This is a genomic window from Curtobacterium sp. VKM Ac-1393, from assembly GCF_015350995.1.
In the GTDB taxonomy this organism is placed as follows: Bacteria; Actinomycetota; Actinomycetes; order Actinomycetales; family Microbacteriaceae; genus Curtobacterium.
In genome coordinates this window covers 1-22,247 of sequence record NZ_JADKRW010000010.1, presented here as the reverse complement: position 1 = coordinate 22,247, position 22,247 = coordinate 1, and the positions used below count along the sequence as shown (strand labels likewise).

20 protein-coding genes are annotated in these 22,247 nt (G+C 71.4%); 9 read left to right on the top strand and 11 right to left on the bottom strand.

Features of this window, described 5'->3' with window-relative positions; genetic code table 11:
• Positions 1-354 precede the first annotated feature (354 nt).
• Positions 355-1,410: a LacI family DNA-binding transcriptional regulator gene (locus ITJ59_RS18350; protein WP_194652744.1), complete on the bottom strand. Its 1,056-nt coding sequence runs from the start codon at positions 1,408-1,410 to the stop codon at positions 355-357.
• A gap of 246 nt (positions 1,411-1,656) precedes the next feature.
• Between ITJ59_RS18350 and ITJ59_RS18345 the strand changes: the two genes are divergently transcribed.
• The 6 genes from ITJ59_RS18345 (at position 1,657) to ITJ59_RS18320 (ending at position 9,077) form a co-directional block, all read left to right on the top strand.
• Positions 1,657-2,937 carry an ABC transporter substrate-binding protein gene (locus ITJ59_RS18345; RefSeq protein ID WP_228511937.1) on the top strand — a complete coding sequence of 427 codons (1,281 nt, stop codon included), beginning with the start codon at positions 1,657-1,659 and terminating at the stop codon, positions 2,935-2,937.
• A gap of 81 nt (positions 2,938-3,018) precedes the next feature.
• Positions 3,019-3,993, top strand: a complete 975-nt coding sequence (locus ITJ59_RS18340) for a sugar ABC transporter permease (RefSeq protein ID WP_323749560.1) — start codon at positions 3,019-3,021, stop codon at positions 3,991-3,993.
• Positions 3,990-4,913 (top strand): carbohydrate ABC transporter permease, encoded by a 924-nt coding sequence (locus ITJ59_RS18335; protein ID WP_228511935.1) that lies wholly within the window; start codon positions 3,990-3,992, stop codon positions 4,911-4,913. Before ITJ59_RS18340 ends, ITJ59_RS18335 begins: the two co-directional genes overlap by 4 nt.
• Complete coding sequence (locus tag ITJ59_RS18330) at positions 4,913-6,604, top strand: hypothetical protein (RefSeq protein ID WP_194652743.1); 1,692 nt, start codon at positions 4,913-4,915, stop codon at positions 6,602-6,604. Before ITJ59_RS18335 ends, ITJ59_RS18330 begins: the two co-directional genes overlap by 1 nt.
• Positions 6,601-8,598: a DUF6807 family protein gene (locus tag ITJ59_RS18325; protein WP_194652742.1), complete on the top strand. Its 1,998-nt coding sequence runs from the start codon at positions 6,601-6,603 to the stop codon at positions 8,596-8,598. Before ITJ59_RS18330 ends, ITJ59_RS18325 begins: the two co-directional genes overlap by 4 nt.
• A complete protein-coding gene (locus ITJ59_RS18320; protein ID WP_194652741.1) occupies positions 8,595-9,077 on the top strand; it encodes a tetratricopeptide repeat protein in 483 nt (160 codons plus the stop codon). The genes ITJ59_RS18325 and ITJ59_RS18320 overlap by 4 nt, the downstream gene beginning before the upstream one ends.
• A 328-nt stretch (positions 9,078-9,405) precedes the next feature.
• On the opposite strand, the gene ITJ59_RS18315 is transcribed toward ITJ59_RS18320, so the two are convergent.
• Positions 9,406-10,311, bottom strand: a complete 906-nt coding sequence (locus ITJ59_RS18315) for an AraC family transcriptional regulator (RefSeq protein ID WP_194652740.1) — start codon at positions 10,309-10,311, stop codon at positions 9,406-9,408.
• A 122-nt stretch (positions 10,312-10,433) separates the two neighbouring features.
• Here ITJ59_RS18315 and ITJ59_RS18310 point away from each other — a divergent pair, with 122 nt between their 5' ends.
• Positions 10,434-11,231: an SDR family NAD(P)-dependent oxidoreductase gene (locus ITJ59_RS18310; protein WP_194652739.1), complete on the top strand. Its 798-nt coding sequence runs from the start codon at positions 10,434-10,436 to the stop codon at positions 11,229-11,231.
• Positions 11,232-11,686: 455 nt separating this feature from the next.
• On the opposite strand, the gene ITJ59_RS18305 is transcribed toward ITJ59_RS18310, so the two are convergent.
• Positions 11,687-13,105: a protein kinase domain-containing protein gene (locus tag ITJ59_RS18305; RefSeq protein WP_194652738.1), complete on the bottom strand. Its 1,419-nt coding sequence runs from the start codon at positions 13,103-13,105 to the stop codon at positions 11,687-11,689.
• A 158-nt stretch (positions 13,106-13,263) separates the two neighbouring features.
• Entirely contained in the window at positions 13,264-15,162 is a 1,899-nt protein-coding gene (locus ITJ59_RS18300) for a family 43 glycosylhydrolase (RefSeq protein WP_194652737.1), read from the bottom strand.
• Between the two features lie 106 nt (positions 15,163-15,268).
• Between ITJ59_RS18300 and ITJ59_RS18295 the strand changes: the two genes are divergently transcribed.
• Positions 15,269-15,868 (top strand): dihydrofolate reductase family protein, encoded by a 600-nt coding sequence (locus ITJ59_RS18295; RefSeq protein ID WP_194652736.1) that lies wholly within the window; start codon positions 15,269-15,271, stop codon positions 15,866-15,868.
• Here ITJ59_RS18295 and ITJ59_RS18290 read toward each other — a convergent pair whose 3' ends face one another.
• From ITJ59_RS18290 to ITJ59_RS18260, 7 genes are all read right to left on the bottom strand, one after another.
• Positions 15,869-16,360 (bottom strand): hypothetical protein, encoded by a 492-nt coding sequence (locus ITJ59_RS18290; protein WP_194652735.1) that lies wholly within the window; start codon positions 16,358-16,360, stop codon positions 15,869-15,871.
• Positions 16,360-16,851, bottom strand: coding sequence for a hypothetical protein (locus ITJ59_RS18285; RefSeq protein ID WP_194652734.1), 492 nt, complete (start codon positions 16,849-16,851; stop codon positions 16,360-16,362). Before ITJ59_RS18285 ends, ITJ59_RS18290 begins: the two co-directional genes overlap by 1 nt.
• A gap of 110 nt (positions 16,852-16,961) precedes the next feature.
• Entirely contained in the window at positions 16,962-17,828 is an 867-nt protein-coding gene (locus ITJ59_RS18280) for an ABC transporter permease (RefSeq protein WP_194652733.1), read from the bottom strand.
• Entirely contained in the window at positions 17,825-18,757 is a 933-nt protein-coding gene (locus tag ITJ59_RS18275; RefSeq protein ID WP_194652732.1) for an ABC transporter ATP-binding protein, read from the bottom strand. Before ITJ59_RS18275 ends, ITJ59_RS18280 begins: the two co-directional genes overlap by 4 nt.
• Positions 18,758-18,813: 56 nt before the next feature.
• The gene (locus ITJ59_RS18270) at positions 18,814-19,797 is read right to left on the bottom strand and encodes a hypothetical protein (RefSeq protein ID WP_194652731.1); all 984 of its coding nucleotides are present in this window, start codon (positions 19,795-19,797) and stop codon (positions 18,814-18,816) included.
• Complete coding sequence (locus ITJ59_RS18265) at positions 19,794-20,141, bottom strand: PadR family transcriptional regulator (protein ID WP_194652730.1); 348 nt, start codon at positions 20,139-20,141, stop codon at positions 19,794-19,796. Before ITJ59_RS18265 ends, ITJ59_RS18270 begins: the two co-directional genes overlap by 4 nt.
• Before the next feature lie 174 nt (positions 20,142-20,315).
• A complete protein-coding gene (locus tag ITJ59_RS18260; protein WP_194652729.1) occupies positions 20,316-20,858 on the bottom strand; it encodes a cysteine hydrolase family protein in 543 nt (180 codons plus the stop codon).
• Positions 20,859-20,957: 99 nt separating this feature from the next.
• Here ITJ59_RS18260 and ITJ59_RS18255 point away from each other — a divergent pair, with 99 nt between their 5' ends.
• Positions 20,958-22,169 carry an MFS transporter gene (locus ITJ59_RS18255; protein ID WP_194652728.1) on the top strand — a complete coding sequence of 404 codons (1,212 nt, stop codon included), beginning with the start codon at positions 20,958-20,960 and terminating at the stop codon, positions 22,167-22,169.
• Positions 22,170-22,247: the final 78 nt, after the last annotated feature.

Below are 22,247 nucleotides of genomic sequence, written 5' to 3'. Positions count from 1 at the left end.
CACCACGGCCCGCCCGCCCGCGCCCGCACCCGCGCGCCCCCGAGGTTCCGAAATCTTGGAGTCTCGAGGCTCTGAACAGTGCTCCGTGGAACCTCGACGCCAGACACGCGGCATGTTGCGGAACCTCGACGCCCGGGCGCCGGCGTGTCGTGCGACGCTCCCCACCCGCCGGTGACCGATGGGGATCGCGTGGGACGTTCCCGACCCCGCCAGCCGAGGTTCCGAGATTTCGGAACCTCGGCGTGCCAGGCGGCACTCCGTGGAACCTCGGCGCTGAACCGGCGGCGTGTTGCGGAACCTCGACGCCCGGGCGCCGGTGTGTCGAGCGCCCTCGAGCTCGACCGCCGCGCCGCGCTACCGCGCCGTACTCGCGCGCAGCACGACCTCGCCGTCGATCGCACCGTCGGCCTCGAGCCCCAGCGCCCGCCGCACCGCCCGCTCCCCGATCTCCTCCAACGGGAGCCGCACCGTACTGAGTGCCGGCACGACGTCGGCGAGCATCTGCACGTCGTCGAACCCCGCGACGCCGACGTCCACCCCCGGGACGAGCCCACGCTCCCGGATCGCCGCGACCGCCCCCACCGCCATCAGGTCGGTGACCGCGAACACGCATCGCGGCAGCACCCACGACCCCGCGGCGGCCCGGTCGAGCAACGTCACCATCGCCTGGTACCCGCCGTCGCGCGTGAACGCCGACGGCACCACCGAGTCGTCGGGTACCCGGATGCCGTGCGCGGCCAGGCCGGCGACGAAGCCCTCGACCCGGGCGTGCGCGGTGACCAGGTCCGGGTCACCGGACAGCACGGCGAACGAGTCGTGGCCCTGCTCGACCAGCGCCCCCGCCAGGGCAGCCGCACCGCTGAGGTTCCGGATCACGACCCCGTGCACCCCGGGCACCCCGGCCGCGGCACCGTCGAGATCGGACACGAGCGCGGACACCCCGGCGCCCGCGGCGACGAGCGCACCGACGGCGGCGGCGGAATCCGACCCCCCGGACGTCAGCCCGGCACCCAGTCGACGACTCACGGCGAGCACCACGGCCCGCGGCCTGAGCCCGGCGACGACCCCGAGCACCGCGGCCTCGCGCGCCGGGTCTCCCCCGGTGGAGGTGATCGTCACCACGAGACCGGCGTCGTCGGCCGCCCGGATCGCCCCCGCGGCGATCGCGGCGAAGTACGGGTCGGCGATGTCGCCGACGACGAGCGCCAGGGTCGTGGTGGTCCCGCGAGCGACGGCCTGCGCCTGCACGTTGGCGGTGTACCGGAGCTCCAGGGCGGCAGCCTGCACCCGGTCCACCGACTCCGGTCGGACCTTCCGCGTGCTGCCGTTCAGCGCCCGCGAGGCGGTCGCGAGCGACACGCCTGCGAGCCTCGCCACGTCGGCCAGGGTGACGGCGCCTCGCTCGGGCATGTCGTGCCTCCAGTCCGATCCGCGCCGTGCGCGGTCTGTGGCGAGGATAGCGATTTCCCGGGAGGCCCGACCACCGTCCACGCCGTCGGCGCGGCCATTCGAGACGGCTGGTCACCATGTCAGAACATCGCGCAGGAAAGCGCTTGCCAAGAGCGCGCACGTCGTGTAGACCTGGGGTCCTCGGCCGAGACACCCCGAACGCTCGCCCACGGCACACGTCAGTGGTCCCGAACGAAAGCAGTGACGATGAAGTCATCCAAGAGAATGCTCGCGCTCGTCGGCGGCATCGCCGCACTGGCCCTGGTGAGCGGCTGCGCCTCCGGTGGATCCGGCGACGGCGGCAAGGTCGATCAGCTGACCTTCTGGCTCTCCACCTCGACCGCGCAGGAGAAGGGCTACCAGGACCTCGCGACCGCGTACGAGGAGAAGACCGGGGTCACGGTCAAGATCGTGAACCTGCCCTACGACGGACTGCAGACCAAGCTCCGCGAGTCCGCGCAAGCGAACTCGCTGCCCGACGTCGTGCGCGCCGCCGGCATCGACCCGATCTGGACCGGCAAGACCGTCGACCTGGCCTCGATCGTCGACGACGACGCGAACAAGATCGACCAGGACATCATCGCGAAGGACGACGACGGCAAGGTCACCTCGATCCCGTCCGACGTCACCGCTGCCGGCCTGTTCGTCAACAAGTCGCTGTTCGAGAAGGCCGGCATCGACTACCCGACCGACCCCGCGAAGGCGTGGACCTGGGACGAGTTCCTGAAAGCCGCCGACCAGGTGAAGGCGAAGACCGGTGCCAAGTACGACATGGTGTTCGACTCGTCGCCGTCACGGCTCCGCGCCTACATGTTCACCAAGGGCACGGACTTCATGCAGCAGGAGAAGGACGGCTCCTTCCCCACCGACGGCAAGACGGTCGACGCCCTGCAGGACTTCGCCGACATGAACGACGACTCGGTCATGCCGAAGTCGGTGTGGACGAGCGGCCAGGACCCGAACGCGCTGTTCAAGAGCGGTCAGGTCGTCGCGTACTTCTCCGGCGTGTGGCAGTCGTCGGACTTCGCGTCGAACATCACCGACTTCGACTGGGCGAGCGCCGCCACCCCGGCCGACCCGACCCACGCCACCGAGATCAACTACGGCGGCAACATCGTCGGGTTCGAGAACTCGGACACCCGCGGCGCCGCAGCGAAGAAGTTCATCGACTACATGTACGAGCCGACGAACTACGCGAAGCTCGTGACGACGAACGGCTTCCTGCCCGTCGAGACCGGTCTGGACATCGAGTACCCGTTCGAGTCGCAGGCAGCCAAGGACTCCTTCGCGCTGTACCAGAAGGAGATCGACGCAGCCGATCCGATCTCGAGCTCCTACGCCAAGGAGAGCGCGAAGTGGGCGGTCGAGGGCAAGGAACTCGGCACCGACCCGACCACCGCCGAGGTCGGCAAGCTCATCAACGGGCAGCAGTCGGCCAAGAAGACCCTCGAGACGATCACGAAGTACTACGAGGAGCACGTCGGCTGACGGAACGGGGCCGGGCGCACACGTCCGGCCCCGTTCGTCTTCCCTTCCGCAGCAGCACCATCACGAACGAAGAGGATCATCGTGAGCATCCCCACCGCAGCCGGTGACGTGCAGACCGCCGTCCCCACCCCGGTGCCGCCCCGCCGGCCCGGAGCCGCGAAGACGACGAAGCGCCGCCGCTCCGGCGTCAGCAAGCCCGTCCTCGCCCCGATCCTGTCCGTGAGCGTCAACGCCGTCCTGTTCGTCGTGTTCTTCGTGTGGCCCGCCGTCATCGGCCTGGGCTACTCGTTCACCGACTACAACGGCGTCGTCGACCCGAAGTTCATCGGCCTGGCGAACTACTTCGAGCTGTTCGCCGACGACACCTTCTACGCGGCCCTCGGGCGCACCTTCCTCTACGCGATCGTCGCCGTCCCCCTCGGGTTCGTGCTCGCACTGTCGATGGCCCTGATGCTGACGAGCCCCGCGGCGAAGGGCCGGAGCGTCGCCCGCATCGTGTTCTTCGTGCCGTGGCTGATCTCCCCGATCGTCACCGGTGTCATCTGGCGGTGGATGTTCGGCGAGAACTTCGGTCTGGCGAACTTCGTCATCGAGTCCCTCGGTGGCAAGGCCGTGCCGTGGCAGTCGAACGCCGACCTGTCGTTGCTCGTCGTCGTGTTCGCCACCGCGTGGGCCGGAGCCGCCTTCAACATGCTGCTGTTCGTCGCCGCGATCCGGAACGTGCCGCAGTCGTACTACGAGGCGGCGTCGCTCGACGGGGCCGGCGCCTGGCACCAGTTCCGGTACATCACGCTGCCGAGCATCGCGCCGACGTCGTTCATCGTGATCCTGCTGTCGTCGCTCGGGGCGTTCAAGGAGTTCGCCACCATCCAGGCGCTCAACGGCGGCGGGCCCGGCACCGACAACAACCTGCTCGTGCAGTACATCTACACGAACGGGTTCCAGAACGCCCACATCGGCTACGCGAGCGCGGCGTCGATGGTCCTCATGCTCATCCTCATGGCCATCGCGCTCGTCCAGCTGGCCGTGAACCGTCGGACGGAGGCCCGTCGATGACCGCCACCCTGCCCAACGCCCCCGGCGCACCCGCAACCGACAACACGACCAAGAGCAAGAACACGCGCAAGAGCACGACCAAGACCAAGCGCCTCGACGGCCCGCCCCGTCCGAAGGCCATCGCCGCCACCGCCCTGCTCTGGGTCTTCATCATCGCCTTCGGGTTCCCGGTGCTCTGGTTCGTCCTGAGCGCCTTCAAGCCCGGCGGTGAGCTGTTCTCGTACCCGCTCACCCTGCTGCCGAAGAACTGGTCGGTCAGCGGGTTCACCGAGGCGTGGGCCAGCTACGACTTCGCCCGGTACTTCGGCAACACCGTCATCGTCGCGCTGGTGACGACCGTGCTCACCGTGCTGGCGAGCGCCGCCACCGGGTACGCCCTGGCGAAGTACGACAACAGGTGGCTCAAGGTCTTCTTCGTCTGCATCCTGGCGACGACCATGCTGCCGACCGAGGTCATCCTCGCCCCGACCTTCATCGTCATCCGCGACCTCGGCATGTACGACTCGCTGGCCGGCATCATCGTGCCGTCGGTCATCACCGCCACCGGCATCTTCATGTTCCGGCAGTTCTTCATCACGGTGCCCGACGACCTGGTCGAGGCCGCCCGCATCGACGGTGCGAGTGAGTTCGGTATCTTCTGGCGCATCATGCTGCCGATCTCCCGCCCGATCATGCTGACGCTCGCGATCTTCTCGTTCCAGTGGCGGTGGAACGACTACATCTGGCCGCTGCTGGTGCTCAACGACCCCCACCAGTTCACGATCCAGATCGCCCTGCAGAGCATCGTCGGCGCCGAGAACGTCAACTGGACCGTCTTGCTCGGTGCCTCGGTGATCTCGATCATCCCACTCGTCCTCATCTACCTGGTCTTCCAGAAGTACGTGAACGGCGCAGACCTCAACGCAGGGCTCAAGGACTGATGGGGTTCCTCGACGCGATCGGTCCGGCCGCGGACGCCGCCGTCGCGGGCCTCCGGCTCGCCGACGACGATCCGGCTGCGCTGCAGCACCGGGAGCTGATGGCGCGTGCCCTCACCCTGGTCGGGGCGTGGGTCCGGAACGAGCGGACGGGAGGCCCAGCTCGCCTTCCCGACGACGACCTCACGACCGCGCACGGCTGGGTCCGGCACCTCGCGGCCCGGCAGTCCCCCGGCGGCACGTTCGTGGGCGGCGACAACGTGCTGTCCCCGCCGGACTCGGCCTTCACGGTGAACGACGTCTGCGACGCGCTCGAGCTGCTGGCGCCGTACCGGTCGTCGGTGTCGGCGGCCGCGGCGCTGGCCGACGACCTCGACCGGATCGTGCACCGTGCGACCCCGGCCCTGGTAACAGGTGGCGTCCACACCCCGAACCACCGGTGGGAGATCTCGGCCGCGCTCGCCCGGATCCACCGTCTGCACCCGTCGCCCGTGCTCGTCGACCGGATCGAGGAGTGGCTCGCCGAGGGTGCCGACATCGACGCCGACGGTCTGTGGTCCGAGCGCAGCCCGAACTACGCCGCCGCCGTGTCCTGTCCGTCGTTCCTCGTCCTCGCCGCGGTGCTCGACCGGCCGGAGCTGCTCGACCCCGTCCGCCGATCACTGGACGCCACGCTCGCGCTGCTGCTGCCGGACGACACCGTCGAGACCGTGCAGTCCCGTCGCCAGGACCAGTCGCAGGCGTTCGGGATCGGTGCGTTCGCTCCGGTGCTCTGGCACGTGGCGGTCCTCGACGACCGGGCTGACCTCGCGGCCGTCGCCGTCCGGGCCGCGGCCACCGCGTCGTGGCGGCCCGGCGCCGTCGCGGCCCGGGCGATGACCGATCCGCTGCTCGACCGTCCGTTGCCCGTCGGTGCGCCGCTCGCCCCGGCCGTGCACGCCTTCACCGACGCACGCCTCGTGCACGTCCGCGAAGCCGACCGCAGCGTCGTGCTGTTCGCCGGCTCGGACGTCCCGTCCCAGGGGCACGTCCGATCGGGCCTGGCGAACAGCCCCACGTTCCTGCGCGTGTTCGCCGGTGCGGTCGTGCTGTCCGACGTGCGGCTGTCGCGGGAGTTCTTCGGGCTGGGACCGTTCCGTCCGACGTCGCTGGAGTCACTCGGCGAGGGACGCTACCGCCTGTCCGAGATCGTGTCCGCCGGCTACCACCAGCCCCTCCCTGCCCGGACCCGACGCACCGACGGTGCGTACACGCTCGGCGACGCGGGACGGTTCTCGGCGTCGATGTCCTTCGGCTCGCGCGCGGCGGACACCGTCTCCCTCACCACGACGGTCGACGTCACCATCACCGCGGAGGCCGTCGAACTCGACGTGACGACCAAGGGTGCCGACGTGCCGTGGTCGCTCCAGCTGACCTTCCGCGACGAGGGCACGTTCACCGGCGTGCGCACCGATGCCGCGACCGGGGAGACCGTCCTCGCCGAGGGCACCGGCACCCGCCGCGTCGGCGACGACGTCCTGTCCTTCGGCCCGGGCAACGGCAGCGGGCCGGACCAGCCGGCGTTCTACGCACCCGGGCAGGACTACGCGTTCCTCGGCGGCACCGACCGTCCGGCCGGCGAGCACGTCCACGTCACCGGGCGCTCCCCCGGCACCACGCGCATCGTGATCGGGACCGGACCGCTGTGGTCGTGACCACGGGACGACCGCCGGCCGCGCACCGGAGCGGCACCGCGCCTCCCGGAATCGTCCTGGTCGGTGCGCGCGGTTACGGGCTGCACCACCGGGTGAACATCGACCGACTCGTCGCCGCGGGGGTCTGCACGCTGACCGCCGTCGTCGACCCGACGCTCGTCACGGCCACCGACGACGGCGTTCCGGTGGCGTCGGACGTCGCGGCAGCGCGCGGACACGGCCCGGTCGACGTCGTCGTCATCGCAGCGCCGATCGGCGCGCACCTGCCGCTGGCGGTCGCCGCCCTCGAGGCCGGGGCCGACGTCCTGCTCGAGAAGCCGCCGGTCACGACCCGGGAGGCGCTGGCGACCCTGCTCGACGCCGAACGGCGCACCGGCCGGGTCGTGCAGGTCGGGTTCCAGAGCCTCGGGTCCGGCGCCCTGACGGCCTTCCGCGACGGGTCGCTCGTCGGCTCGGTCCGGTCCGCCGCGGCCGTCGGCACGTGGACCCGGAACCAGGCGTACTGGGACCGCTCCGCATGGGCCGGACGCCGTCGGATCCAGGGCGTCGACGTCCTCGACGGCGTGGTGACGAACCCCCTCGCCCACGCGGTGGCGACGGCCCTGGCGCTCGTCGGGTGCCGTCGGGCGTCCGACGTCGCCCGCGTCGAGGTCGAGCTGTACCGGGCGAACGACATCGACGGCGACGACACCTCCGCGGTGCGCGTCACGACGAGCGCCGGGCTCGAGGCCACCGCGGCACTGACCCTCTGTGGTCCGTCCGAGGTCCTGCCGACCGTTCGGGTCCGCGGAACCGAGGACAGCGCGGTGCTGCACTACACGGCCGACGAGGTCACCGTCGGCGGCGCCACACAGACCGTGGGCCGGACGGACCTGCTCGAGAACCTGCTCGCCCACCGATCCAGTGGAAACGACCTGCTCGTGCCCCTGGGGTCGACCGGGGCGTTCGTCGAGGTGCTCGAGGCCGTGCGGGCAACCGAGCCCGTCCGCATCGACCACCCGTGGGTGACGTGGGAGGGCGAGGGGCCGGCTCGGCGTCCGCTCGTCGCCGACGTCGAGGCGATCGTCGACCGCGCCGCCGACGAACGCGCGCTGTTCTCCGAGGTCGGGGCACCCTGGGCGCACACCCGACACGACGAGTTCCTGCAGACGCTGCGTGTCGACGGGTCTCCGGTGGCGACGGAGCGCGACGGTGCTGCCATCATCGCGAGCTCGTCCCCTCGCCCGTACCTGCACCCGGTGCGGACCCTGAGCGGTACCGTCCTGACTGCCCACCACCCGGCCGACCACGACTGGCACTGCGGCCTCGGGGTCGCGATCCCCGACGTCGAGGGCACGAACTGCTGGGGCGGTCGGACGTACGTGCACGGATCCGGGTACGTGTGGCTCGACGACCACGGCCGCGTCGACGTCGCGCACTCCGAGCAACACCCGGCATCGGCCAGCGCATCGCACGGCGGCGGGGGCAGCACGCAGGAACTCGTCTGGCGCGGCCACGACCACACGGTCGTCCTGCGCGAGGACCGCACGCTCACCTGGCGCGGCACGGACACCGGGTGGGAGCTGACCTGGTCGTCGTCGTTCCGCACCCCCGGCGATGCGGTCGTGCACCTCGGCGGTCCAGGCAGCAACGGACGGGTCGGTGCCGGCTACGGCGGGTTCTTCTGGCGGTTCGCCGACTGCACCGACGTGGTCGTCCGGACCGCTGACGCCGACGGTGAAGCGGCGGTGCACGGCTCGGTCGCGCCGTGGGTCGAGTGGTCCGCGGTGTTCGAGGGCGCCCCAGCCTCGGTGCGACTCGAAGCGCTCGACCACCGCGACCCCTGGTTCGTCCGGGCCGCCGAGTACCCCGCGATCGGTTCGGCACTGGCCTGGCGGGAACCGGCGCTCGTGCACCCCGGCGTCCCGCTCGTGCGGTCCTTCCGCGCGACGATCACCGACGGCACGGGCACCGGCACCGGCACCGGCACCGGCGGCAATACGCTGGGCCGATGAGCACCGCAGACTGGGAATCCCGCGTCGCCGCACTCTGGGCCGACGACACGATCGACGATCAACAGCGCATCGACCGCATGCGCGAGCTCGCCGAGGTCGCACCGCACCCGGCCCTCGGCGCCTTCGAGCTCGGTGGCGCGAACGACTCCGGCGGCCACGAGGACGAGGCCGACGTCCACTACGCAGCAGCCACCGCGGCCGGCCTCACCGAGGTCGACCCGGCCCGTGCCGCGCAGATGGTCGTCCAGCACGCCTCGACCCTGCGGAACCTCGACCGGATCGACGAGGCCATCGCCATGCTGCGTGACGCCCCGGAACACCCGTCCACCGGGGCCGCACCGAAGGTGTTCCTCGCGCTCGCCCTGCACAGTGCGGGCCGTCACGACGAAGCACTCCGGGTCGCGATCGAGGCCGTCGAACCGACGCTCCCCCGCTACCACCGGTCCGTCCGCGCCTACGCGGCTGCCCTCACCGAGTGAGTTGCACGAGCCGGGCGGCGGTGAGGACCCGGCTCGCGGGGACGCGGACGTCCCTCCCCGTTCCGGTCGCGACACCCGAATCGCGGCGGGACGAGCTGCAGGAACAGGACAGGAAGGAAGCGTCGACGCTCGACTGACGCCCAGTGAGGCGCTCCCTCCCCACGGGCCGAACGTGCTTCGGCCACTTGCGGATTCGGGTTCCGTTACCTCGCACAGCATGCGCCTGCGCCGCCTGGACCGATAGGGGCAGTGCCCGATCAGCCGGGATCGGCATCGCGCCGCGCCTGCCCCTGCCGCTGCCTCTGCCTCTGCCTCTGCCTCTGCCTGATCAGGCGATCGCGACCTCGCCGCGTGCCAGCATCCCGCGCGCCCGCGCGGCATCCGCCGCCGGCGGCCGCCCGTGCAGCGCCCGGTAGTCCCGCGAGAAGTGCGAAGCGCTCCGGTACCCCACCGCGACAGCGGCCTGTGCGGCGTTGTCGCCGAGCACGATCATCCGTCGCCGGGCCTCGCCGAGTCGGAGCCGCCGCAGGTACTGCACGGGGCTCATCCCGGTGACCTGCCGGAAGCGTGCGAACAGCGTCGACTCACTCGTCCGCACCGCGGCCGCCAGGTCCGACACCGACCAGGGCTCGGCCATCCGCTCCGTCAGCAGAGCGGTCGCTGCAGCGACGACGTCGCCCTCGCGGTTGCCGATCGCCGCGAGGATCCGCGGCGCCTGGTCGGTCTGCAGCAAGCGGAGCACGACCTCGCGGGTGACGAGCGGCGCGAGGACCGCCATGTCCTCAGGGGTGTCCAGCAGCCCGACGAGCCGGGCGAACGCGTCCGCGAGTTCGGGCGTCCACGAGCCGAGCCGAGCCGGTGCCGCAGCGTCCTGGTGCGGACGGGACATCGCCCCGGCGACCTCGGCGACGGCCACGGGGTCGAGCTGCCACACCGCGGCGACGAACCCGGCGCCCAGATCGGTCTCGACGACCCCGGCGATCACCGGCAGGTCGACGGGCGTGATGATGAAGCGCTCCCGGCCCCAGACCTGGTCGTCGTCCCCGACGATCGACCGTTTGCGCCCGGCGAGGACGACGGACATGGACGGTGTGTAGCGCTGGTAGCCGAGCTCCGTCGGACGCGACACGCGCGACAGACGCACCCCGAGCCTCCCGGATCGATCCGTGTCGTCCACGTGCGCCGACACGCTCCGCAGCGCGCGGTCCAACCGGTCCGAGGTGACGTCGTCCATGGACCCCATTGTGTCCGGGACTGCCGCGCGCCACCGGTGGAGACGGGCGCTGTGCAGGATCCAGCAAGCAGTCCGGAGTCCTGGGCAATCGCTGCTGGGCCCGACCGATCGAGCATCGAACCATGCAGACGAACGAAGCACTCCTCGGATCACTCCCCACCGACCATCGGCTGACCGGCCGCGCCGCACTGGTGACCGGCGCCTCGAGCGGGATCGGCGAAGCGATCGCCCGGGTCCTCGCCTCCTCCGGCGCACACGTCGGCGTCGCGGGGCGCGACGCCGCGCGGACGCAGGCGGTGGTCGACGCGATCACCGCTGCCGGAGGGTCGGCAGTCCCCCTCATCGGGGACCTGAACGGCCGGGCCGACGAGGTCCGCGACCTCGCAACCCGTGCCACGGCGGCACTCGGCGGCCGCGTGGACATCCTCGTGAACAACGCCGGCGTGTACCCGGGCGGTCCCACCGCGACGCTGCCCGACGAGGCCGTGGACGCGCTCTGGGCGACGAACGTCCGCGCGCCGCACGTGCTGGTCGGCGCGCTCGCCCCGGGCATGGTCGAACGGGGCTCCGGGGTCATCGTCAACACCGGTTCGTGGATGGCCCGCGTCGGAGTTCCGTTCATGGCCCTCTACCCGGCGACGAAGGCAGCCGTCGAGCAGCTGACACGTGCTTGGGCAGCCGAGTTCGGCCCGAGCGGCGTCCGCGTGTCGACCGTCGCGCCGGGGGCGACGGCCACGCCGGGCAACGCCGATTCGCACGAGGCGCTCGAGCAGATGACCGTCGGCACCCCCGCCGGCCGCCCCGTCCGGCCGATCGACATCGCGTACGCGGTGCGCTGGTTGGCCTCCGACGAGGCGGCCTTCGTGCACGGCGGCACGATCGACGTCGACGGCGGCATCGCGGCCACACGCCTGGCCTGACGAACCCCGCGCGCGTGCCCGGGCGGGGGGCGGGGACGGGTGGGGGCGAGCGGGCGGCGGGGGGCGGGTGGGGAGAGCGGGCGAAATGCCCGGGTCTGGGAGGCGCCCCACGCCGACATTTCGCCCTTTCGCGCGGGTACTGCTCGCCCGGTCCCGGCGAGCGGGCGAAATGCTCGGGTCAACGTGGCTCGCCACCCGGGCATATCGCCCGCTCGCGCGAGCGGGCACTCGTATTCCAGCGGATGCATGCGAGCTCGGGCATGCGTCCGCGAGCGGGCGAAATGCCGCGGTCACGAGCGCGCTGCACCCGGGTGTTTCGCCCGCTCGGCCTGCGGCGCGCGGGCGGGCGGCCACCGGCGAGGCCGACGCACGAAGCGCACGAGACGTACGCGCGGGGCGGACGGGAGGCGCGGGGCGGGCCCGCACCGGGCCTCCCGTCCGTCAGCGGCGACCGTCTACGGCCGCACGCCCTCCTGCGCGACCGGCAGCGAGTCACTCGTCGTGCGGAGCGACTCCTGCCGGATCTCGAGCTGCGTCACGGCGAGGGCGGCCAGGTCGTGCAGGTTGGCGAGGTCGGCCTCGGTCGCCTGCCGCGGCTTCGTGTCGAGCACCGCGAGGGTGCCGATCGGTACTCCGTCGTGGCGGACGAGCGGCACGCTGACGTAGAACCGGATGCCGAGCGCGCCGGTGACGAGCGGGCTGTGCTGCATGTCGGGGTGGATCGACCCGTCCGGGATCACGACCGGCACCGCGACGGGCGCGAACCCGTTGCCGAAGTTGATGCTGCGAGCTGCGTCGTCGACACCCTCGGCGATGTACGACTGCGACCAGGCGCGGTCTTCGTCGAGGACCTCGACCAGGGCGATCGGTGCGTCGAACAGGCGGGCGGCCATCGCGGTGGTGCGCTGGAGCGCCTCGTCGGGCAGCGTGTCGAGCGTTGCAGGGCGAGCCGAGTCCACCTCGGACAGAGGCGGCGCAGCGGGATCGGCGGCGGCCCCCGTCATGTCGACGACGTGGTCGGTACCGGCGGTCTCGGTCATCACGACGTCACGCAGCATCGTGACCAGCTCGGCGCCGGCGGGACGTGCCGACGGGTCCTGCGCCGTCATCGCACGGAGCAGGTGCTTCCAGTGCTCCGGCAGGGGCTCGGGGACGACGGGGTCGCGGGACAACCGGGCGACCGCGGACTCGACGAGGGAACCGGGGAACTCGCGGCGCCGGGTGAAGCACTGCAGCAGCACGAGGCCGAGCGAGTACACGTCACTCGGTGCACCGACGTCGCCGCCGCGGGCCTGCTCCGGGCTGAGGTAGGCGGCGGTTCCGGTCGTGACGCCGTCGGCGGTCATGCGTTCGACGCCGGCGGCGAGCGCGATGCCGAAGTCGGTCAGGCGTGCACGGGCGCGGTCCGAGTCGTGACCGTAGTCGACGAGCAGGATGTTCGACGGCTTGATGTCGCGGTGCACCACGCCGTGGCTGTGGATGTAGTGCAGCGCCTCGGCCATGTCGTAGCCGATCTCGGCGATGTGGCGCGAGGCGAGCGGCCCGACGGACAGGCGTTCCTCGAGGTCCTGCCCGACGACGAGCGCCATCACGAGGTAGCGCTGGTGGGTGCCGTCGCGGCCGGTGACGACGCCGGTGTCGAGCAGGCTGACGAGGTTGTGGTGCTCGAGCGAGGCGAGCACGCCGAGTTCGGCTTCTTGCCGGGCGATGTCGACGGTGCCGGCGTGGAACACCTTGACCGCGACGGGGCGGTGCAGGCTCTCGTCGATGCCGCGGTACACGACGGACATGCCGCCCTGGCCGATGGCGTGTTCGAGTCGGTAGCGCCCGTCGAGCAGTGGGGCCGCGGACTCGGTGTCCTCGGTCGGAGTCATCTGGCCTCGTTCTCGGTGCTGGCAGGCGTCGGTGCATCTTCCCATCCCGACGGGGATCGTGTGCGGCCACGACGTTCTCCGGCTGAACGGAAGGACCGCGCCGGGCGCGCCAGGCACGCCCGGCACGCCCGGCGCGCCCGACGCACCAGCCGCCCCCGTCACCGCCGGTGCGCCGCCACCGTGCTCACCTGCAGGTCCTCGAACGTGCTCGTGAACCCGGCACCGCCGAGCGAGATGAGTCCGACGCGCGGGGTGCTCCCGAGGTCCGCCGTCCACGTCCCACCGCGCACGAAGTGCCGCCCGTCGACGGCGGTGTACGCCGTGTACCGGTGCTCCCCACCGACGAACCGGTGCACGATCCGGAGCGTGGTGCTGTCCCCGACCGGTCCGACGACCGTGTTGCCGTAGCTCGGCGCCCCGGCCGGCTGCCCGGAGACCTGCTTGCCGAACTCCGTCTGCCTGGTGTCGAAGATCGAGTTCGACGTGAGACGGAGGTAGTTGCCGTCGTCACCCCACACGATCAGTCCGCCCTGCACGTAGTTCACGCCGTCGCCGGTGGCGGGGGTGTCGACCGCGACGGTCGTCTGCAGCACGTAGTCGCCCCGTGGTGCCGGTTCGGACAGCACGGAGGCGAGCGGCGTCGCCGGTGGGTGGATGTCGGCGTCCTGCGTCTGCCAGCGGAACGTGCCGCCGGCGACGGTCCAGGTCGAGCGGTCGGGTTCGCGCGTCCAGCTGAGCGCTGCAGGGAGCGTGGTCCCGTCGAACGAGGTCGACAGCGCACGGATGGGCCGCCCGGGCACGTCGACCGGTGCGGTGGTCGCCCGGTAGGTCGCACGCTGCCCCGGCTGCGCGACCGGCCCAGGCTGCACCGTGTCGGACGGTCCCGCACCGCCGCGCACGACGGGCCAGCCGTGCCGCCAGTCGAGCGGGTCGATGAGCGCTGGCCGCTTCGTGTAGGTCGGCTGCCCCGCGTAGTACGGGTCGCGGCGGTCGACCGCGTGGGCGATGATCCAGTCCTGGCCCGCGAAGTCGGTGACGACGGTGTTGTGCCCGGTGCCGACCCAGCGGTTGCCGTTCTGCACGAGCAGGGGTGTTCCGCCGACCCGGGTGCTCGTGATCGCGACACCGTCCTGGTCGGTGAAGGGTCCGAGCGGGCTGCGTGACCGGGCGACGAACACGCCGTACCCGGTCAGTGCGCCGTTGCAGCAGTTCGTGGCGGAGCCCGTGAAGTACCACCAGCCGTCGTGCCGCATCAGGTAGGCGCCCTCGTACCGGTTGTCGATCGCGATCTGCCGTTCGCTCGCGGGGTCGGAGCGCAGGCCGTCGGCGCTCAGCGTCCGGACGTTGACCCCGCCGAAGTAGCTGCCGAAGTACAGGTAGGCCGTGCCCTTGTCCGTGATGACCTCGGGATCGAAGGCCCAGCGCTGTCCGGCGCCGTTCGCCGCCGCCTGCGGAGCCACGACCGGCCCGCCGGAGTCCGTCCACGGACCGACCGGACTGGAGCTCGTCGCGACCCCGACCGCGGATCCCCCGCCGGTCGGCCCGGTCGCCGAGGGCGTGTCCGACGCGGCGTAGTAGAGGTACCAGGTCCCCGCGCGACCACGGTCGCCGGCGCGGTACACGACGTCCGGCGCCCAGATGCCGTTCGCCGAACCGACCCAAGACGGTCGGGTCGGGAACGCGTCGTTCACGTACGTCCAGTGCGTCAGGTCGGTCGACCGGTAGGTCGGCACCCCGTGCTGCACGAGCGACCCGTCGGCGTTCAGCTCCGTCGCCGTCAGCGCGTCCGTCGTGCAGTACAGGTACCAGTTGCGGTCGCGCCCGACACCGTGGATCGCGGTCGGGTCGGCGCAGCTCGCCGCCGTCTCGCCGTCGGGCAGGCTGAGCGCCACCGGGTTCCGGTGGGTCGGCGCGGCGGTGCCGTGGCCGGCGCTGCTGTGTCCGGTGGTCCGGTCCGCCACGGGCGTGGACGCTGCGGCGGGGCCGACCGGGAGGCCCGTGGTCGCGACCGCCGTGAGCGTCGCGACGGCGAGGATGGTTGCGACTGTTCGGCGCACGGGGTCCTGCTCTCATCGTCGAGGAAGGGCTGCGTGCGCGAGCGTACGCTCGCGGGCAGCGGACCGGGCCGGTCCTGGCCGGTTCCGCGCGACGAAGGAGTCAGCGATGCCCGCGAGGTTCGTGTACTGGATGAACGTCTCGATCGACGGCTTCGTCGAGCGTGACGCGGGCGAACTCGGCGACGTCGAGGGGCCCGAGTGGATGCGGATCGACGAGCCGCTGCACCGCGAGTTCAACGCTCGCGCCGCCGCGATGACCCTGTCCGTCGAGGGCCGGGTGGTCCGCGACATGATGGACCCGTTCTGGCCGGACGCCCGAACCGACGAGTCGATGCCGGCGTTCATGCGCGAGTACGGCGAGGTCTGGACCCAACACCCGAAGGTCCTGGTCTCGCGGACCCGGACCAGCGCCGACCACAACACCCGGGTCATCGGTGGCGACGACGCGATCGCGCAGCTCGCTGTCCTGCGCGAGGAGTCCGAGGGCGACATCGGGGTCGGCGGCCCGAACCTCGCGACGCAGTTGCTCGACGCGGGGCTGCTCGACGAGCTGCTGCTCTACACGCACCCCGCCGTGCTCGGCGCAGGGCGGCCGTTGTTCGACCCACCGGAGACGGGCGTGCGACCGCCCCTGCTGCTGGACCTGCTCGAACAGCGGGAGTACCACAACGGGGTCACGCTGCACCGTTACCAGGTGCTGCGGTAGTCACTCCCCCGTCGGGCCCGCGCCGATGATGACGAGCCGCCAGGCGCTCGAGCGGTCGCTGTCGAAGCCGTTGAACGCGACGCTGTCGACGGCCGTGCTCGATGACAGTTCGATCTGGTGCGGGCTGTCGCGGCAGTCCATCGGATCGAGTTCGATGCTCTGCGATCCGCGCGCCGACACCGTCCGCACGACGCCACGCATCTGCCCGTTGCCGTAGCACGAGAACTCCAGGTGGTCGATCGTCCGCGAGTCCGGGAACTGCACCCGGATCCCGGTCTGTTCTTCGGGATCGTCGCCGCCGTCGCCGGGCGAGATCCTCGCGGACAGCAGCCCGAGCACGGCGTCGTCGGTCTCGGTCCTCGCTTCCTGCTTCGACTCCCACGCGCTGAGGGCTTCCTCGTCGACGGGCGGCGCCGACGTGCATCCGGCCAGCAGGGCCACGACGGCGAGCGCCGGCAGGGCCAGGGCGGGGAAGCGGCGGCCGCGTGACATCAGTCGGTGTCCGTGCCCGCGCTGACGACGAGCACCTGCCATGCACTGTCGCGGTCGCTGTCGAAGGCGTTGAACGAGATGCTGTCGACGTCACGCCTCCAGGTGCGCGGGAGGTCGACGCGCTGCTGCCCGTCGCTGCATGACATCGGGTCGGTCGACGTCGTCCGGGACGTCGACTCGGAGGTCGTCATGACGCCACCGGTCATCCGGGCGTCGCCGAAGCAGGAGAACTCGAGGTGGTCGATCTGCTCGGGGTGCTCGAAGGTGATCGTGATGCCGCGCTGGAGCTCGCCAGAAGCATCGGTCTGTCCCTCGCCGGTGTTGACCCGGGAGTACAGCGTGGCGAGCGCGTCGTCGCCGGCCCCGGACCTCTCGTGTGCGTGCTGCCACGCGCTGAGGGCTTCCTCGTCGACGGGCGGCGCCGAGGTGCAGCCGGCGAGCAGGGCCACGACGGCGAGCGCCGGCAGGGCCAGGGCGGGGAAGAGTCGCACGGTGCGAGCCTAGCGACGCCCTCGGCCAGTCGATGCGTGCACAACGAACGACGTCCCGCCCGTCGATCGACAGGTGGGACGTCGCGAAACGCGTGTGCGGCTCGGTCGGGTCAGACGTCGCGTCGACGTGCGACCGTGAGCGCGAGGGCGCCCACGACCAGGACCTCGACAGCCAGGACACCGAAGCCGCCCCAGCCGTTCAGGACGACGCCGCTCGTCGGCCCGGCCTCTGTGCCCGAGGACGAGTACGCGAAGAGCTGGCTGCCGGCCTGGTCGGGCAGGAACCGGAACACGTCACCGACCCAGTCGGCGTGCAGCAGACCCGCGACCAGCGACAGGATCACCGGCAGCACGAGCAGGATGCCGAGCGTGATCGCGATGCCACCGGCACTCGACCGGACCAGCAGCCCGATGCCGTAGGCGAGCAGCGCGAGCAGCGTCACGTAGACCGACGAACCGAGGATCGGCATGAACACCGACGGGTCGCCGATCTGCGCGGTCGTGTCATCGGAGGACAGCAACAGCGCCGACAGGAGCACGCCGATCCAGGTCGACACCACGCTCACGACGAAGGTCGTCAGCGCGAGGACGGTCGCCTTCGCGAGGACCACGCCCGTGCGCCGCGGGTCAGCGGTGAAGGTCGAGCGGATCTGGCCGGTGCCGTACTCGCCGGTGATGATCAGCACGCCGAGCACACCGACGACGAGTGCGCTGAGCGAGACGCCGGTGGTGTTGATGCTCACGAAGTTGGCGTTCATGACGGACTGCGGAGCGTTCTCCGGCACGACCACGAAGGCGCCGAGCAGCGCCGCCATGCCGATCGTCAGGACGACCAGGATCGCGTAGCACCAGATCGTCGACCGGATGCTCCGGAGCTTGATCCACTCGCTCTGCACCATGTGCGGGAACGACAGGCGGACCGAGTCCGGCTTGGATGCCGAGTGTGCCCGGGTGACGGGCGGGGTGGTGGCGCTCATCGGGTGCCCTCCGATCGGTACTCGACGTCGTCGCGGGTGAGGGCCATGTAGGCCTCTTCCAGGCTCGCGCCGGTCGGGGTGAGTTCGTGCAGGACGACACCGGCCTGTGCGGCGATGGTGCCGACCGTCGGTGCGTCGGGGCCGACGACCAGGAAGGTGCCGTCCTCGCGCGGGGTGACGGATGCGTTCGGGCCGATGGCCTGGAACAGCTGGTCGGGCGACGGCGTCCGGACGATGACCCGGCTGCCACCACCGGCGGCGCCCGGTGCGGCTCCCCCGCCGGCGACGAACTCCGCGATCGGGGCGTCGGCCAGGACCTTGCCGCGGCCGAGCACGACGACGCGGTCAGCGGTCTGCGCCATCTCGCTCATCAGGTGGCTGGACAGGAAGACGGTGCGGCCGTCGGCGGCCATCCGTCGGGCGAGCTGCCTGACCCACAGCACGCCGTCGGGGTCGAGACCGTTGACCGGCTCGTCGAGGATCAGGGTCTTCGGGTCGCCGAGCAGTGCGGCAGCGATTCCCAGGCGCTGCCCCATGCCGAGCGAGAACCCGCCGACGCGCTTCTTCGCGACCGACTCGAGGCCGGTCATGTCGATGACCTCGTGCACGCGGGACTTCGGGATGCCGTGGGTCGCCGCGAGCGAGAGCAGGTGGTTGTAGGCGCTGCGGCCCGAGTGGACCGCCTTCGCCTCGAGCAGGGCACCGACCTGTCGGAGCGGGTCGCGGAACGTCGTGTACGGCTGGCCGTTCACCGTCGCGCTCCCCGCGGTGGGCCGGTCGAGGCCCATGATCATGCGCATCGTGGTGGACTTGCCGGCGCCGTTCGGCCCCAGGAAGCCGGTCACACTGCCGGGTCGGACGACGAACGAGACGTCGTCCACGGCGGTCTTCGGACCGTACTGTTTGGTGAGGTGGCTGACTTCGATCACGGCGGCCACGCTATTGCAGCGGTGTCCGGCGGCGCGTCCGTCGGAAGGGGGATGTGTCAGGTGCGCGGCGGCCGGATCCGCCCGACCCGGCGACGGGTTCGGTCGGTGAGCTCGAGCCTGCCACTGCTGTGCAGCACGAGCAGGAGCATTCCCAGCGCGACCGGTGCTGCGATGACACCCGCGGAGCCGCTCTCGGAGAGGATCCCGCGGATCTCGTTGCCGACGACCGTGAGGATGTACGGGGTGAGGCCGAGCGTGATCGTGAAGACGACGGTCCACATCCGCGCCACCGCGAACCCGACGGCCACGACCTCGAGCACCCCGACGGCGTACCAGGCCCAGAGGTTGCCGTCCCACAGGCTCCGGCTGGTCAGCCACTCCCCCGTGAGGTGGCCGACGCTGCCGTAGCTCGCGACGCCCAGCAGGAGCCACCCGGCCGCGGCCGCCGCGGTGTGGTGACTGCGGATCGGCCGCCCGACGAGGGCGACGAGTGCGCAGGCCGCGAAGAGGGCCAGCGTGGCGCGGTCGACACTCCAGACCCCCGGGAACCGGACGAACCAGTACGGGGTCACGACGGCCGCGAGGATGCAGACGACCAGGGCGATCCGCCCGACCGCCCACCGCCCCGCGAGCGCCGCGACGAGCGCGACGAGCCAGAGTGCGGCGAACACGAAGCCGGTGTCGCGGAACGGCCCGACCTGCACGAGCGACTCCGGCGCCGGGTTGCCGTGGATCCACGGTGCCCAGCTGCTGACGACGAACTCGGCGAGCGCGAAGCCGGTGCCCATGGTGAGGGCGATCGTGCTGCCCGCGTCGCGGACGTGCGGCACGACCATCCGGTCCAACCGTGCGGAGACCGCGTGCCCGACGATGTCCAGCCGCTCCCGTCGCGTCGGAGCGGCACGGCCCTCGGCGTCCGCGACGTCGAGGAGCGTCCCGACGAAGGCGTCTTCGTTCGCTGCTCGCCACGTGCGCGGGTACCACCTCGTGAGCCGGCGGTACCGGGCTTCGAGCGGTGAGCCGCTCCGCTCGGCGGTCATGCCGCTCCCCCGGACGTCGCCGTCGACGCACGCCCGAGTCGGGTGCGGAGGACGCGGAGCTTCGCGTCGAGCCGTGCTGCCTCGTCGGCCAGACGCTGCTCGCCCTCGCTCGTGATCGCGAAGTAGCGCCGGAGTCGACCGCTGACGACCTCGTCACCGTCGCCCTGGACCAGCCCGTCCTTCTGCAGCCGCTCGAGCGACGCGTACAACGTGGTCACCGCGAGTGCGACGCGCCCCTCGGACAGCTCGGCCACCGCCTGGATGATCGCGTACCCGTGCTGCCGACCACCGGTCAGGCTCGTCAGGATCCAGAAGACGGGTTCGCGGAGTTCTCCACTGCTCATGGCCGGAAGCATATACCCGGTTCGGGAGTATTCCCGATACGGAAACCCGACGCGGTCGCGCCGGCGCGGCCGTCGACGCGCACGGCTGACGGACGGGAGGCGCGGGGCGGGGCCGCCACGGGCCTCCCGTCCGCCTCGCCCTGATCCCAGGGCCCCGAAACCGCCCTGCGGACGTCAGCGGCTGAGCGCGTCGCTCGTCGTGACGGTGGCGAAGCTGCCGTCGAGCGCCGCCATGAAGGCGGCGTGGACGCTCGCACCCGGGACGGTGACGCCGCCGAGCGTCAGGTCCGGCGCGGCGCACGCGTTGGCGACGACGGTCGCGGTGAAGCCGAGTTCGTGCGCGGCCCGGGTCGTCGAGTCGATGCACATGCTGCTCATCATCCCGACGATGGTGACCTCGTCGACTCCGGCGTCGGTCAGCAGTTCCTGGAGTCCGGTGCCGAGGAAGCTGTTCGGCTCGTGCTTCTCGAGGACCGGCTCGCCGTCGACGGGCGCGACCGACGGGTGGAAGTCGAGGCCCGGCGTGCCCGGCACGAAGAACGTGGCGTCGGGGTCCGTGGACACGTGGAAGACGTGCACCACCAGGTCGCCGGCGGCACGGAAGGCGTCGAGCACCGAGCGGGCCGCAGTGGCAGCGGCATCGGGTTCGACGAGGGGGAAGGCCCCACCCGGGAAGTAGTCCAGCTGGATGTCGACGAGGAGCAGCGCGCGGGTCATCGGCTCAGTATGGCGGGCGGCGACATGAGTGAGGCTCTGCCGAAACGGGGTCGAGCAGAACCTCCCTTCCGACGCTCGAGCCGCCCTAGCGTCAGGGAGATGGACCCCCTCGTGACCACGACCCCGTCGAACCACCCGACGGCCGCACCCGCTGGCGACGACCGACTGCCGTGGTTCCCGCTCGCACTGCTCGCGGCGATCGGGTTCGTGCTCGTCGCCATGGAGACCATGCCCGCGGGGCTCCTGCCGGTCATCGCGGACGGCATGGGGACGTCCGAGGGCACGGTCGGACTGTTCGTCAGCGCCTACGCGATCGGCACCGTCATCGCCACCGTGCCGGCGATCGCACTCACCCGCAGCTTGCGTCGCAAGCCGTTGCTCATGACGGCCATCGCCGTGCTGATCATCGCGAACACCCTCACCGCGTTCGCCCCGAACGTGACGGTCGCGCTCGTCACGCGATTCGTCGCCGGCGCGGTGTCCGGGATCATCTGGGGCATGTTCGCCACCTACGCGCGGCGCATCAGTCCCGCCCGGTTCGCGGGGGTCTCGCTCGCCATCGTCTCCACCGGCGCACCCGTCGGGTTCGCGCTGGGCACCCCGCTCGGGTCGTTCATCGGCACCGCCCTGGACTGGCGCTGGTCGTTCATCGGTCTCAGTCTCGTCGGGGTCGCCATCCTCGCGCTGATCGCGGTGTTCGTGCCGGACGTACCCGGCCAGACGGGTACCGCGAAGCTCTCCGTGGTCAAGGTGTTCCGCATCCGTGGAATCGCGATCATCCTCGCGGTCATCGCCACGTGGATGGTCGCGCACAACACGATCTACACCTACATCTCGCCCTACCTGCGGGTGACCGGCACCGACCTCAGCGCCGGACTGGTGCTCCTCGTCTACGGCATCGCGGCGATCCTCGGCGTCGTGATCACGGGCGCTCTGCTCGATTGGCGCCCCCGGCCGCTGCTGCACCTGAGCGTCGGACTGTTCGTCGTCACCGGCATCGTCCTGCTCGTCGGCCACGCATCACCGGTCGCTGTCCTGGTCGCTGCGGTCTTGTGGGGCATCAGTTTCGGTGGTGCCTCGACGCAGCTGCAGGCGGCGCTCACCACGGCCGGCGGGGAGAACGCCGACGTCGCCAGTGCGTTCCTGCCGGTCGCGTTCAACATCGCGATCTTCGTCGCCGGGATCTTCGGAGCCGCGCTGCTGACCGTGTTCGACGGACTGGTCCTGGCCGTGGTGATGATCGTGTTCGGGGCGATCGCAGCGGCGCTCACCCTGGTCGGCCGGCGGTCGGCGTTCCCCGCTCGGCTCTAGTTGTACTGAGTCATGAGGTTGGTGACACTCGGGCTGCGGGCGTGAGTCCGTGGCTCGAGTGGATCCGGTCATTGTTGT